General features: G+C 58.9%; 15 protein-coding genes. 1 reads left to right on the top strand and 14 read right to left on the bottom strand.

Going from position 1 to position 12,628, the window contains the following annotated elements:
- Positions 1-56: 56 nt before the first annotated feature.
- The 14 genes from ADG881_RS00510 to ADG881_RS00445 all read right to left on the bottom strand — a co-directional run bounded on the left by ADG881_RS00510 (position 57) and on the right by ADG881_RS00445 (position 11,897).
- Positions 57-1,403, bottom strand: coding sequence for a DNA recombination protein RmuC (locus ADG881_RS00510; protein ID WP_039925849.1), 1,347 nt, complete (start codon positions 1,401-1,403; stop codon positions 57-59).
- On the bottom strand, positions 1,400-2,191 hold the full coding sequence (locus ADG881_RS00505; protein ID WP_007148335.1) for a TatD family hydrolase: 792 nt from the start codon (positions 2,189-2,191) through the stop codon (positions 1,400-1,402). Before ADG881_RS00505 ends, ADG881_RS00510 begins: the two co-directional genes overlap by 4 nt.
- A gap of 222 nt (positions 2,192-2,413) precedes the next feature.
- A complete protein-coding gene (locus ADG881_RS00500) occupies positions 2,414-2,761 on the bottom strand; it encodes a PilZ domain-containing protein (protein WP_007148593.1) in 348 nt (115 codons plus the stop codon).
- 42 nt (positions 2,762-2,803) lie between these two features.
- Positions 2,804-3,811 carry a DNA polymerase III subunit delta' gene (locus ADG881_RS00495; RefSeq protein ID WP_007149414.1) on the bottom strand — a complete coding sequence of 336 codons (1,008 nt, stop codon included), beginning with the start codon at positions 3,809-3,811 and terminating at the stop codon, positions 2,804-2,806.
- Positions 3,802-4,428, bottom strand: coding sequence for a dTMP kinase (gene tmk / locus ADG881_RS00490; protein ID WP_007150121.1), 627 nt, complete (start codon positions 4,426-4,428; stop codon positions 3,802-3,804). The genes ADG881_RS00495 and tmk overlap by 10 nt, the downstream gene beginning before the upstream one ends.
- A complete protein-coding gene (gene mltG / locus ADG881_RS00485) occupies positions 4,425-5,483 on the bottom strand; it encodes an endolytic transglycosylase MltG (RefSeq protein WP_007148660.1) in 1,059 nt (352 codons plus the stop codon). Before mltG ends, tmk begins: the two co-directional genes overlap by 4 nt.
- Positions 5,484-5,493: 10 nt before the next feature.
- Complete coding sequence (gene pabC / locus ADG881_RS00480) at positions 5,494-6,306, bottom strand: aminodeoxychorismate lyase (RefSeq protein ID WP_007150646.1); 813 nt, start codon at positions 6,304-6,306, stop codon at positions 5,494-5,496.
- Positions 6,306-7,544 carry a beta-ketoacyl-ACP synthase II gene (gene fabF, locus ADG881_RS00475; protein ID WP_083787436.1) on the bottom strand — a complete coding sequence of 413 codons (1,239 nt, stop codon included), beginning with the start codon at positions 7,542-7,544 and terminating at the stop codon, positions 6,306-6,308. The genes pabC and fabF overlap by 1 nt, the downstream gene beginning before the upstream one ends.
- A 187-nt stretch (positions 7,545-7,731) precedes the next feature.
- On the bottom strand, positions 7,732-7,965 hold the full coding sequence (acpP, locus tag ADG881_RS00470; protein ID WP_007149764.1) for an acyl carrier protein: 234 nt from the start codon (positions 7,963-7,965) through the stop codon (positions 7,732-7,734).
- A gap of 186 nt (positions 7,966-8,151) precedes the next feature.
- Positions 8,152-8,883: a 3-oxoacyl-ACP reductase FabG gene (gene fabG / locus ADG881_RS00465; RefSeq protein ID WP_039925844.1), complete on the bottom strand. Its 732-nt coding sequence runs from the start codon at positions 8,881-8,883 to the stop codon at positions 8,152-8,154.
- Positions 8,884-8,885: 2 nt separating this feature from the next.
- Positions 8,886-9,815 carry an ACP S-malonyltransferase gene (fabD, locus tag ADG881_RS00460; protein ID WP_007148831.1) on the bottom strand — a complete coding sequence of 310 codons (930 nt, stop codon included), beginning with the start codon at positions 9,813-9,815 and terminating at the stop codon, positions 8,886-8,888.
- 116 nt (positions 9,816-9,931) lie between these two features.
- Positions 9,932-10,948 carry a phosphate acyltransferase PlsX gene (gene plsX, locus ADG881_RS00455; RefSeq protein WP_007150304.1) on the bottom strand — a complete coding sequence of 339 codons (1,017 nt, stop codon included), beginning with the start codon at positions 10,946-10,948 and terminating at the stop codon, positions 9,932-9,934.
- Between the two features lie 211 nt (positions 10,949-11,159).
- Positions 11,160-11,348 carry a 50S ribosomal protein L32 gene (gene rpmF, locus ADG881_RS00450; RefSeq protein ID WP_007151009.1) on the bottom strand — a complete coding sequence of 63 codons (189 nt, stop codon included), beginning with the start codon at positions 11,346-11,348 and terminating at the stop codon, positions 11,160-11,162.
- A gap of 33 nt (positions 11,349-11,381) precedes the next feature.
- Positions 11,382-11,897, bottom strand: a complete 516-nt coding sequence (locus tag ADG881_RS00445) for a DUF177 domain-containing protein (RefSeq protein ID WP_007150431.1) — start codon at positions 11,895-11,897, stop codon at positions 11,382-11,384.
- 136 nt (positions 11,898-12,033) lie between these two features.
- Between ADG881_RS00445 and ADG881_RS00440 the strand changes: the two genes are divergently transcribed.
- Positions 12,034-12,627 (top strand): nucleoside triphosphate pyrophosphatase, encoded by a 594-nt coding sequence (locus ADG881_RS00440; protein WP_007151598.1) that lies wholly within the window; start codon positions 12,034-12,036, stop codon positions 12,625-12,627.
- Position 12,628 lies beyond the last annotated feature (1 nt).

Below are 12,628 nucleotides of genomic sequence, written 5' to 3'. Positions count from 1 at the left end.
CATCAAAACCCTCTAAAATTTACTGCTTATAATGGTAAACATTTTACGTTTTGATGTTACTCTTTCGCCCCTGACTGATCCGTCACTGTCGCCCCGTCATCATGTTCATCGCCAGGTTCCGGTAACGCCCTGCGCGCTTTTGCACCCAGATCTTTCAGTTGCTGGGCCTGGCGGTAGAGGTTGCCGCGGCCGCGGCTGAGGCGTTTGAAGGTGGTGTCCCATGCCAGCTGGGCCTTGCCAATTTTATCTCCCAGGTCGTCCATGGACTCCCCGATCAGTGACACCTGATCGCAGATTTTCCCTGCACGATCGGCAATATCCAGGGCATTGCGGTTCTGGTATTCATAGCGCCAGATATTCTGGATGGTGCGCAGGGTCACCAACAGCGTAGTCGGGCTAACCAGCACAATGTTGCGGGCAAAGGCATCCGTATAGAGGCTGGAATCCTGCTCCATGGCCACCATGAAGGCGCCTTCGATAGGAATAAAGAGCAGCACAAAATCCAGGCTGCGGATCCCTTCCAGGCCACTGTAATCCTTGGTATCCAGCCCCTTGATGTGGCTTCGCAGTGAGGTCAGGTGATCACGTAATGCCTGTTCGCGCTCCTCTGACGTAGACGCCGAAGACAGCCGCTCATAGGCAACCAGAGACACTTTCGCATCAATCACCACATCCTTGTTTTCCGGCAGGTGAACGATGGCATCGGGCAGGCGACGCTGGCCGCTCTCGTCCTTCAGGGTGACCTGGGTTTCGTATTCACGGCCCCGGGTCAGACCGGAAGACTCCAGCACCCGCTCCAGAATCATTTCACCCCAGTTACCCTGGGTCTTGGCCTGCCCTTTCAGCGCATCGGTCAGGTTGCGTGCATCTTCGTGCATCTGCTGGTTCAGGCTTTTCAGGTGGCCCAGCTGTTCGATCAGGGACGCCTGGGCGCGGGTCTCGTCACTGTGGATCTGGTCTACCCGACGACGGAAATCCGCCAGCTGCTCACGAAACGGCTTGAGCATGCCGTCGAGGCCTTGTTGGTGCTGCTCCTGCAGCTGCTTGCCGCGCTGGTCGAGCACCTTTCCTGACAGGTTTTCAAACTCCTGTTTCAGCTGGTTGCGGCTTTGCTCGGAAAAGGCCAGCTTTTCCTGCTGCCCGGCCAGCCGCTCTTCCAGACGCGCTTTCTCTGCCCCCAACTGCTGCAACTGCGCATCGGTGTCGCGCTGTCGCTGCTGCTGCCCTTCCAGTTGCTGTTTTAGCAGGGGCACCTGGGCCAACGGCTCGCTCAGTGCCTGTTTCTCGGCCATCAATGCAGCCTCGCGGGCCGCCGCCCGGCGCCGCTCGATCAGCACCGCCAACAGTGCCGCCACGGCACCACCACATAGCGCTGCCAGCGCCACCATTGCATACAGATTCATGCCTGCGCCTTGTTAAACAGGGAAAAGAAATTATCCGCGGTGGCCTTGGCCAGCTCCGCCACACTGACACCCTGGAGCTCAGCCACGCATTCAGCCACGTGCGCCACATAACGCGGTTCATTGGGCTTGCCACGGAACGGCACCGGCGCCAGCCAGGGCGAGTCGGTTTCAATCAACAGCCGCTCCAGCGGCAGCTGCTTCACGGTGTCGCGCAGGGCCTGGGCATTGCGGAAGGTCACGATACCGGAAATGGAAATATAGAAGCCCAACTCAATAGCCTGCAAGGCCATGTCCAGGTCTTCGGTGAAACAGTGCAGCACCCCGCGCACCTGGCCAGCGCCATGCTCACGCAACAACGCCAGCGTGTCTTCCTTGGCGCCACGGGTATGCACGACTAACGGCAGGCCAGTTTCCCGGGCCGCCTGAATATGGGCCACGAAATAGCGTTGTTGCCACTCCCGCTCTTCCTTGGCATAGAAGTAATCCAGCCCGGTCTCGCCGATGGCCACCACCTTGGGGTGCGCAGCCCGCTCCACCAACTCGGAGGATTGCGGCTCACGGGATTCCTTGTAGAGGGGATGTACGCCAACGCTGGCAAACACGTTCTCATATTGCTCGGCCAGTGCCTGCACCTGCGGGAAGCTTTCCAGATCCACACCGATACACAGCATATGGCTGACCCCCGCCTGCGCCGTGGCCGCCATCATCGCCTCGAAATCGCCACCATGGGCGTCAAGATTCAGGCGATCCAGATGGCAATGGGAATCCACAAAAGGGGTAGCAGTCACAACAGGCTCCAACGTTAAAAACGCAGATATTGTAGAGGAGATAGGCAACATGCGACACGCCGCACGTGGCCACGCTTGATGCCGGACGCAGGATGCTAAACGCAAAAGCGGCAACACCTTGGGGTATTGCCGCTTTAAAACTGAAAAACGCGACGATGGGGTTTAACTTCTAGCTTCTAGCTTCTAGCTTCCGGCATCCGGCATCCGGCATCCGGCATTTTATTACATCGTATGCGTCGGTCGATCCGACTCCAGCGAGCCTGCCAGATGGTTTTCGATGGTGACGCGGGCGGTGTCATCCTGGTCGGAGAACTGCACGCCGATGCCGGCACTACGGTTGCCTTGAGCCCCTTTGGGCGTAATCCAGATCACCTTGCCCGCCACCGGAATCTTGTCGGCTTCGTCCATGATATTGAGCAGCAGGAAGATTTCTTCTCCCAGCTTGTATTGCTTTTCGGTGGGAATGAACAGGCCGCCATTGGTAATGAACGGCATGTAGGCCGAGTACAGCACCGCCTTGTCTTTGATGGAAAGCGACAGAATGCCACTACGACCGCCGGGCATTTTCATGAGCGAGCCTCTTACGAAATTATTATTAATCTTTGATAAAGGTTAGTGCGCTGCCGCCGCAGCGTCAACGCCCACCAGCACCAGCAACCACTGCTCGTACAGCAATTCCTTGTTGGGGTTGGCCCCGGACAGCAAGGCACGGCGGCCTTCCAGCACCCGCTGGGCGGCCCGCAACAAACGCGCCGGAGGCACCGCCTTGCTGAGTCGATCCAGCAGTGGAGCCAGGGATGCATCGGCGCTCTGCTGGCCGGAGAAGCGCTGATGCAGACAGCGTGACAACCAGCCATAAATCACCCCGGCCATCTCAGTGGGGTCATGCTTGGCGAGCACCGGCGACGCTTGCGCCACCGACTGCCGCCCTTCCGCCACACTGACCAGGGTATCGAGCAAACGGGCCCGGTCGGCAAACCAGTCCGCCTGCTCCAGTGCCAGCGCCTGTAGCGGCGCGCCCTGGGCGGCATCCAGTAACGAGGCGGCGCTCTCGCCCACCTGGCTCTGCAACCACTGCAGCGCCTGGTCCTGCTCCGGTAGCGGCAAGGTGCGCTGCTGGCAACGGCTGCGAATGGTGGGCAGCAACAGCGTCGGCTGATCACTGACCAGCAGTAACAGGGTCTGCGCGCCCGGCTCTTCCAGGGTTTTCAGCAAGGCATTCTGGGCATTGCGGTTGAGAGCTTCCGCCGGATAGATAATGGCAACCCGATAGCCACTGTACTGCGCCGTGCGGGTGGCAAACCCCACCAGCTTGCGGACCTGGTCAATCTTGATGGTTTTGCTTTTTTCTTCCGGGCTGAGGCGGTGCAGATCCGGGTGGGTGCCGGCGGTGCTGAGCTGGCACCCCTGACAGTGGCCACAGGGCAGCCCTGCGGAAGGTTTCTCGCAAAGCAGGGTCTGGGCCAGGGATTCGGCCAAGCGCAGCTTGCCGATGCCTTTGGCACCGGTCAGCAACAGCGCATGGGGCAACCGCCCCTGCGCGTGCTGGTCAAGCAGTTGCGCCATGGCATCACCATGCCAGGGGCACGGTGCCTGAACTTTTGCGCCGGTTACGGCCATGCCAGCATCTCCTCGACTATCGCGCCCAGCTGTTGCTGTACCGACCCCAACGGCTGCCCCGCATCCACGGTGCGGAACCGGCTGGGCTCCTGGGCTGCACGGGCCAGATAACACTGGCGGATACGTTCAAAAAAAGCCCGGTCTTCCTGTTCGATGCGATCCAGAGCGGCACGTTTGCCGGCACGTGCCATGCCCACCTCTACCGGCACATCAAACAGTACGGTCATGTCCGGGCGGGTGTCGCGAATAACCAGGCTTTCCAGGTCAGCAATGGCTGCGCTGTCCAGCCCGCGCCCTGCCCCCTGGTAAGCCCAGGTGGCGTCCACAAAACGATCACACAGCACCCATTCGCCACGGGCCAGTGCCGGGCGGATCTTCTGTTCCAGATGTTGCGCGCGGGCGGCGAACACCAGCAACAACTCCGTATCATCCGCCATAGGTTCATCACCGGGCGCCAACAGTACACCACGAATCGATTCCGCCAAGGCGGTGCCACCGGGTTCGCGGCTCACTGTCACCGTCTTGCCGGCGGCTCTGAGAGCGTCGGCCAGCCATTCCAGATTGCTGCTTTTGCCGGCGCCTTCGCCGCCTTCCAGGGTGATGAAACGGCCGCTCATTGCCCGCCTCCGGGTGAAGAACGGTAGCCTTCTCGGCGTTGCAGCTGATACTCACGCACGGCTTTGCGGTGCTGAGCCAGGGTTTTGGAAAAGGAATGACTGCCATCACCCCGCGCCACGAAATACAGGGACTCGGTTTTCCCCGGGTTCACTGCCGCCAGGATCGCTTCCCGGCCGGGCATGGCGATCGGCGTGGGCGGCAACCCCCGAATCACATAAGTGTTGTACGGAGTCGCACGGCGCAGATCGGAGCGACGTATATTGCCCTTGTAGTCCTCCCCCATCCCGTAGATCACCGTCGGGTCGGTTTGCAGGCGCATGCCCTTGTTCAAACGATTGGTAAACACCCCGGCAATTTCCGGACGCTCTTTCGGCACACCGGTTTCTCTTTCCACAATGGACGCCATAATCAGCGCCTCGTATGGCGTGTCGTAGGGCAGATCCTTGGCCCGCTGCTGCCAGGCTTCATCAAGGATGTTTTCCTGACGCGCCAGCGCCCGGGCCAGGATGGTCAGGTCTGCAGTGCCGCGGGTATAAAAATAGGTTTCCGGCGCGAACCAGCCTTCCGGGTGGCGGTCCGGGCGACCCAGTTCCGCCATCACCTGTTCATCTGTCAGCCCTTCCAGTCGGTGCTCAAGCGTTTCCAGAGAGGCCAACCGGGCACGCAGCTCCCGGAAGTTCCAACCTTCCACCAGAGTCAGGCTGCGTTGCAGCACATCGCCCCGGTCCATTTTCTCCAGCAGGGACAACAGCGAATCACCGGGCTTGAGTTGATACTCGCCCACATGCATGCGGCCATCCATGCCGGTGAAAGCAGAATAAAGGCGCGCGCCGACACGGCGGAAGCGAGCTTCCAGGCCCTTACCCAGGATGCCCTCATCATTGAGGTTGTACAGCACCCGGCTTAAACCGGCGCCCCGGGGCACCTCCACCGTTAATGTTTCAGAAACCGGTAATGGGCGGTGTAGATAACTGCTGACCCAGGCCCCCGCCACAGGTACAGCGACTACCAGCAAGACAACCAGCAGTCCAAAAATACGGATTTTTTTTCGCATAGTGCGGTTATTAGCCCTTCAGTGAGCCGGCCAAAAAGGTTTCTGTCGACTGTTGCAGTTCCCGGACCGATGCCAGCACCGGCCAATGCCATTGCTCCAGTTTACGCACCGGGAGCACGCCGACAATACTGTTACACAGAAACAGCCCGTCAGCAGTGCGCAGCTGTGACAGCGGCCGCAGATCGCAAATCACCTTTTCACCCCGTTGTTGCAACGTGTCGAAAAGGTGGCTTCGCATGACGCCGGCCACACCCGCTCCAGCGGCAGCCAGATCAGGCATCCACCAGTGATCGGCGAACCGGGCAAAAAAATTCATGGAGGTGGCTTCCAACGGCTGCCTGCGGGTACTGAGCAACAACCCTTCGTCCCACCCCTGCCGCGCCACTTCGCGGCGGGCCATCACTTGGGGAAGCCGGTTCAGGTGCTTGAATCCTGCCAACGGCTCAGAATACAGCGGCGTCTGGCAGAGCCCCAGCGCCAGGCCTTCGTGGCGAAGCCGTTCAGACCAGGCTGGCAGCCCCCCACTTTGCCACAACACCGTGGGTTTTGCCGATGCAGGCGGCAAATAGCCACGGCCACCAACGCCGCGCGTGACCGTCAACTTGACCACGCCAGCCTCGCCGCCGAGAACGGCGACCCCTTCATTCAAAGCAGCATCGAGTCGGGATTGATCGGGTAACGCAATACCCAGCGCGTGTAGCCCGGCCACCATGCGCGCACGGTGGCGCGACCACAGGGGCACTTCGCCGGAGGCAGCCACGCGCACGGTTTCAAAAACACCGTCGCCGTAGGCGAGACCGCGGTCACGGGGATTCAGCGGCATTACACCTTCTTGAACAGCAGGGTCCCGTTAGTACCACCGAAACCGAACGAGTTGGATAACGCGTACTGGATGGTGCGTTCCTGCGCCTGGTTCGCCACGAAGTTCAGATCACAGCCTTCGTCCGGGTTATCCAGATTGATGGTGGGCGGCGCCACCGAATCACGCATGGCCAGAATGGAGAAAATCGCTTCCACGGCCCCCGCCGCCCCCAGCAGGTGCCCAACCATGGATTTGGTGGAGCTCACCGCCAGATTATAGGCATGATCGCCAAACAGGGTTTTCACCGCCATGGCTTCTGCCACATCGCCCATCTGGGTGGAGGTGCCGTGGGCGTTGATGTAATCCACCTGTTCCGGCTCGACCCCTGCATTTCGCAGGGCATTACGCATGGCGCGCATGGCACCGTCGCCGCCCTCTGCCGGAGAAGTGATGTGATAGGCATCATCACTCATGCCAAATCCGGCCAGCTCCGCATAAATCGTGGCACCACGGGCCTTGGCGTGCTCGTACTCCTCCAGCACCACCGCGCCGGCACCATCGGCCAATACGAAGCCATCCCGGTCCTTGTCCCAGGGGCGACTGGCGGCTTGCGGGTCATCGTTGCGGGTGGATAGCGCGCGGGCAGCGGCGAAACCACCCAGCCCCAACGGCGAAGAGCCTTTCTCGGCACCGCCGGCAACCATCACGTCCGCTTGGCCCAGCACAATCTGCTGGGCAGCAAAACCAATGTTATGGGTCCCGGTGGTACAGGCCGTTACTGTGGCAAAGTTGGGCCCTTTCATGCCGTACATGATCGCCAGATTACCCGCGATCATGTTGATGATGGTGCCAGGCACAAAAAACGGCGACAGCTTGCGGGGGCCGGAATCGAGCAGTTTGCGGTGATTGTCTTCGATATTGGTAAGGCCACCGATACCAGAGCCAATCGCCGCCCCCACACGCTCGGCATCTTCCTTTTCCATATCCAGGCCGGCATCACGCACCGCCTGAATGGCCGCCACCAGCCCGTATTGCACGAAGACGTCCATCTTGCGGGCATCTTTGGGAGGCAGATACTCGGAAATATCAAAATCAGGCACCAGGCCGGCAAAACGGGTAGCAAAAGGCTCCGTATCAAAGTGCTCGATGTTACGAATGCCACTCTTGCCCGCCTTGATACCTTCCCAGGTAGAAGCCACATCGACTCCCAGCGGCGTGAGCATTCCCAACCCTGTAATAACGACTCGACGTGACGTCACCCGATACCTCCCAATCCATTATTTTGGCGCCATTTAACGGCCTTAATGCGACAAGATTACTACAAGCGGCCCGGTAACAGGTCGCCGTAATGTAAGAAAACGTCACTTGTCGCCACAAATATTCTGGCCACAAAAAAGCCGCAAGCTCATTGAACCTGCGGCTTTTCTGTTATTCGAACAACCGAACTCAGCTGTGCGCTTTGATGTAATCCACAGCGGACTGGACGGTGCTGATTTTCTCAGCTTCTTCGTCCGGAATTTCGGTTTCAAATTCTTCTTCCAGGGCCATCACCAGCTCAACGGTGTCCAGGGAGTCTGCACCCAGATCTTCAACGAAGGACGCTTCTGATTTTACGTCTTCCGGCTTAACACCCAGTTGCTCAACGATGATTTTGTTTACGCGTTCTTCGATGCTGCTCATGATCGTATTACTCTCCTGATTAATGGTGTGCTAGCACCTGTCAGCGGCTATTCTAGGTGAACGCTGTTTGCGCTTGCAAGCCGACTGGACCGATGCCTTCCCTTGAAGTTTTTCCAAATATTTTCTTCTGCGAAAACAGTCAATTAGCCAGCTTTCCCAGAAACGTTCGGATGCCCATTTTTTGAGCTACCCGGTAAACATGCCCCCATTGACGTGCAAAGTGGTTCCGGTTACATAACCACCGCCATCACTGGCCAGCCAGGCGACTGCACTGGCAATCTCCGCCGGCTGCCCCAAACGCCCCAGGGGAATCCCCTGCAAAAGCGCCTCTTTCTGGGCTTCCGGCAAAGCCTCTGTCATATCCGTCTGAATAAAGCCCGGTGCAACAGAATTCACTGTGATATTACGTGAGCCAAGCTCGCGGGCCAACGCCCGTGAGAAACCTTCTACACCGCCCTTGGCCGCCGCATAGTTGGCTTGCCCGGCGTTGCCCATGGTACCGACCACCGAACTGATATTGATGATCCGGCCCCAACGCGCCTTGGTCATGCCTTTCAAGCATGCCTTGCTAACGCGATAAAGGGAATTCAGGTTGGTATTGATGACATCTTCCCACTCATCCTCCTTCATCCGGAGCATGATGTTGTCGCGGGTAATGCCGGCGTTATTCACCAGCACCAGAGGGGCACCAAATTCATCGTTGATGCTTTTGAGGGTCTCGTCCACTGACGCCTTGTCGGCCACGTTGAGCATTTTGCCCGCACCGTTTTCACCCAGCGCATCGCCAATGGCAGCCGCACCTTTTTCCGTGGTGGCCGTGCCGACAACAAAGAAGCCGTCAGCAATCAGCTGCTCGGCAATTGCCCGGCCAATGCCCCGGCTCGCGCCAGTAACCAACGCCACTCGTCTTTCAGACATTCTTATTCTCCTTGCAGAGCCGCCGTGAAAGCGGCTTCTGTTTCCAGCGGGCGCGCCGCCATATCGCGATCAATGCGCTTTACCAGTCCACACAGGACCTTACCCGGGCCACACTCGTAGAGATGCCCCACGCCCTGCTCTTTCAGCGCCTGAATGGTTTCCACCCAACGCACCGGTGAATAAAGCTGGCGAATCAACGCATCGCGGATTTTCTCCGGATCCGTTTCCATGGCCACATCCACATTGTTGATAACCGGCATTTCCGCCGCATGAAAACGTGTGCTGTTCAAGGTATCGGCCAGTTGCTCCGCCGCCGGTTTCATCAGCGCACAGTGGGAAGGCACGCTCACCGGCAGCGCCATGGCGCGTTTCGCCCCGGCCTCTTTACAGGCCGCAATCGCGCGCTCGACCGCATCCACGGAACCGGCAATCACTACCTGTCCGGGCGCATTGAAGTTGACTGCCTCGACCACACCACCTTGCGCCGCTTGCGCACAGGCAGAGCGAACCTGCTCATCATCCAGGCCCAGGATCGCGGCCATGCTGCCTTCACCTTGCCCCACCGCCTTCTGCATCAGCTGGCCACGGGTGCGGACCAACCGCACGGCGTCGCCAAGATTGATAACACCGGCACAGGTCAGCGCGCTGTATTCACCCAGGCTATGCCCGGCCAGTACATTCGGCCGCGGACCACCGCTTTGCTCCCACAGCCGCCACAGGGCAACGCCTGCGGTCAGCAGCAAGGGCTGGGTAATTTCGGTTTGATTCAGTGCCTCTTTCGGTCCTTCCTGGGCCAACGCCCAGAGGTCCTGATCCAGTGCACCGGAGGCTTCCTGAAAGGTCTGCTTCACTGCCGGACGTTCGGCAAATTCACTCAGCATCCCCAGGCTCTGGGAGCCCTGACCGGGAAAAATAAAGGCTGTCTTCGACATTCAACATCCCCTTAAAAATAGGCAGGCCGCAGTATGCCGGCTTTCGCTTTCGCTGTCCGGTCGGGCCTGAAACAAAGTATGAACAGCATCGGGGCCAGCTGACCCCGACGCAGATTTCAGTCGGCGCTGGCCTGGCTCAGTGCATCACTGATCAGTGAGGGCACATTGCGTCGCGCCTCCAGTTGAGCTACCTCCAACGCGCAGGCGAAGCCTTCCTTGCTGGTGCCACCATGGCTTTTCACCACCACCCCACGCAGGCCGACCAGGCTGGCGCCATTGTAGTGGTCCGGGTCCATGCGTTTTTTCAGGCCCACCAGAACCGGCAAGGCAAACAGGCCACACAATTTGCGTAACCAGGATTGCTTGATCTCTTCACGCAGCATGTTGCCGATCATTTTCGCCACGCCTTCCATGGTTTTCAGCGACACGTTGCCGACAAAACCATCACAGACCACCACATCCGCTTCGCCGGCAAAAATGCCATTCCCTTCCACAAAGCCCACATAGTTCAGGTCATCGGCTTCGCGTAACAGGCCCGCCGCTTCCTTGATCTGTTCGTTGCCCTTGATATCTTCCTCACCGATGTTGAGCAGCGCCACGCGGGGGTGCTCCACCCCATCCACAGCACGCACAACCGCCTGCCCCATCAGGGCAAACTGCAACAGGTGAGCAGGCTCGGAATCCACATTGGCACCCAGATCAAGCATGTGACAGTGGCCATTGGCCGTGGGAATCGCCGTGCAGATGGCAGGCCGATCCACTCCTGGAAGGGTTTTCAGCACAAAGCGGCTCACCGCCATCAGGGCACCGGTATTACCGGCACTGACCGCTGCCTGGGCACGCCCTTCCTTGACCATATTAATGGCCACACGCATTGATGAGTCTTTCTTCTGCCGCAGAGCAACGGCAACCGGGTCGTCCATGGCCACCACTTGAGAGGCAGGCTGGACGGTAATACGGGGGTGGTCAGCGATGCCGGCCTGGGACAAGGCATCGGCCAGGGGTTCAGGCTGACCGACCAGAATGATGTGCATGTGCGCATGGCGAGACAGCATGGCTGCCACGGCGGGCACTGTTACGGACAAGCCGTGATCACCCCCCATGGCATCCACTGCTAGCGTCACAACCGGCATGGGCTGCTTCCTTTATTCAAATTTGGAGGCATTCTGACAAAAATCATTCGGCGGCGACATGTTCCCGCCTTCAATCACAAATCCACTTACAAAAAATCCTCCCGAAGGAGGATTTAAGTGTGCCACGAAAGCCTGGTCTTTACTGCACAGGGGCAGCACGAGACCAGGCCGGCACAAAAAACGGGAGCCGCAGCTCCCGTTTTCGCACAACTTATTCGTCGTCAGATTCGCCCTGACTGATCACCTGACGGCCACGGTACATGCCGTCCGGAGAAATGTGGTGACGACGATGCACTTCACCAGTGTTGGTGTCTTCAGTCAGCGCAGCAGCGGGCAGCGCGTCGTGAGAGCGGCGCATGCCGCGCTTGGAACGGGTTTTACGGTTCTTTTGAACAGCCATTTCGAGCTCCTCGGGCGTTTATTCAGCCTGAATTTACTTGCCTTGACCTTTTAATTTGGCCAGCACGGCAAAAGGATTATCCGCGTTTTCGTGTTTCTCAGGTTCACCGCGGTCCTGCGGTAAAGCTGTCGGGCAAGGGTCATGCAGAGCCACCAGTGGCATGGCCAGCAACAGCTCCTCTTCAATCAGATCGGTGAGAACCATGCGTTCTTCGCCAACCAACCAAGGGTCCAATCGCCCCGGCAATGCCTTGGCCTGATCCTCATTCCACACCAGCGCCACGTCGATATGGGCGGTAACAGAATAACTCACGGGCTCCAGGCAGCGCTGACATGGCAGCACCAATACGGTGCTAACCTCGCCCTCGATACGCCGATGCCCCTCATCATCACGATCGAATGCCAGCGATATTGCTACTGGCTGGTCCAGACTTTCGCGGTATTCCTGCAGGCGAGGCAGGTCTCCAACGGTAAGCTGGCCTTCAACGATGCGACCTTGATCCGCATATTTGCGAGGATCGAGGAACTGTGGCAGTTGCCCTGAAAACATAAGCGCGCAATTCTAGGGCCGTGAGGCCCTGCTGTCAAAGTTAATGTGAGGCACTAAGCGCCTGAGTCAACAGGGTTTTTCGTGCGTCATGAAAAAATAATCCTTACACTTGCCCCCGCAACGCGCGGAGACCCCCATGACTGACCAGACACCTACCCTGTTACTCGCCTCTTCATCGCCGTTTCGGCGCCAGTTATTGGACAAGCTGAAGCTGGATTTTATCCACCAAAGTCCGGATATCGATGAATCCCGGCATGAGGATGAAAGCCCTACCGCCCTGGTAATGCGCCTGGCCCGGGAAAAAGCCCTGACGCTGGCCGACCAGCATCCGGACACGCTGATTATCGGCTCCGATCAGGTCGCCGTGATCGGCGATCAGGTCCTGGGCAAGCCCGGCGACCGGGACACCGCCATTCGCCAGCTCAGCGCCGCCAGCGGTCAGCGGGTATCTTTTCTTACCGGCCTTTGCCTGCTCAATACCGCCACCGGCCGCAGCCAGGTGGCCTGTGACCCGTTTCATGTGCAGTTCCGCACCCTGAAACCGGCGCAGATTGAACGCTACGTGGATACCGAACAGCCCCTGAACTGTGCTGGCAGCTTCAAATCCGAAGGGCTGGGCATTGTATTGTTCAAGGCACTGGAAGGGCGCGACCCAAATACACTGGTGGGCCTGCCATTGATCGTGCTGACAGAATTCCTGGCCGCCGAAGGGATTCAGCTGCCTATATAAT

This window comes from Alcanivorax sp. DG881, from assembly GCF_000155615.1.
Lineage (GTDB): Bacteria > Pseudomonadota > Gammaproteobacteria > Pseudomonadales > Alcanivoracaceae > Alcanivorax.
This window is presented reverse-complemented; position numbering and strand designations above follow the sequence as displayed.

Coding starts and splice junctions, on each gene's coding strand:
- acpP (WP_007149764.1), bottom strand. CDS start 7,965: ATGAGCAGCATCGAAGAACGCGTAAACAAAATCATCGTTGAGCAACTG.
- pabC (WP_007150646.1), bottom strand. CDS start 6,306: ATGCCGCTGAATCCCCGTGACCGCGGTCTCGCCTACGGCGACGGTGTT.
- ADG881_RS00510 (WP_039925849.1), bottom strand. CDS start 1,403: ATGAATCTGTATGCAATGGTGGCGCTGGCAGCGCTATGTGGTGGTGCC.
- rpmF (WP_007151009.1), bottom strand. CDS start 11,348: ATGGCTGTTCAAAAGAACCGTAAAACCCGTTCCAAGCGCGGCATGCGC.
- ADG881_RS00440 (WP_007151598.1), top strand. CDS start 12,034: ATGACTGACCAGACACCTACCCTGTTACTCGCCTCTTCATCGCCGTTT.
- plsX (WP_007150304.1), bottom strand. CDS start 10,948: ATGCCGGTTGTGACGCTAGCAGTGGATGCCATGGGGGGTGATCACGGC.
- ADG881_RS00445 (WP_007150431.1), bottom strand. CDS start 11,897: ATGTTTTCAGGGCAACTGCCACAGTTCCTCGATCCTCGCAAATATGCG.
- ADG881_RS00495 (WP_007149414.1), bottom strand. CDS start 3,811: ATGGCCGTAACCGGCGCAAAAGTTCAGGCACCGTGCCCCTGGCATGGT.
- fabG (WP_039925844.1), bottom strand. CDS start 8,883: ATGTCTGAAAGACGAGTGGCGTTGGTTACTGGCGCGAGCCGGGGCATT.
- mltG (WP_007148660.1), bottom strand. CDS start 5,483: ATGCGAAAAAAAATCCGTATTTTTGGACTGCTGGTTGTCTTGCTGGTA.
- ADG881_RS00500 (WP_007148593.1), bottom strand. CDS start 2,761: ATGAAAATGCCCGGCGGTCGTAGTGGCATTCTGTCGCTTTCCATCAAA.
- tmk (WP_007150121.1), bottom strand. CDS start 4,428: ATGAGCGGCCGTTTCATCACCCTGGAAGGCGGCGAAGGCGCCGGCAAA.
- fabD (WP_007148831.1), bottom strand. CDS start 9,815: ATGTCGAAGACAGCCTTTATTTTTCCCGGTCAGGGCTCCCAGAGCCTG.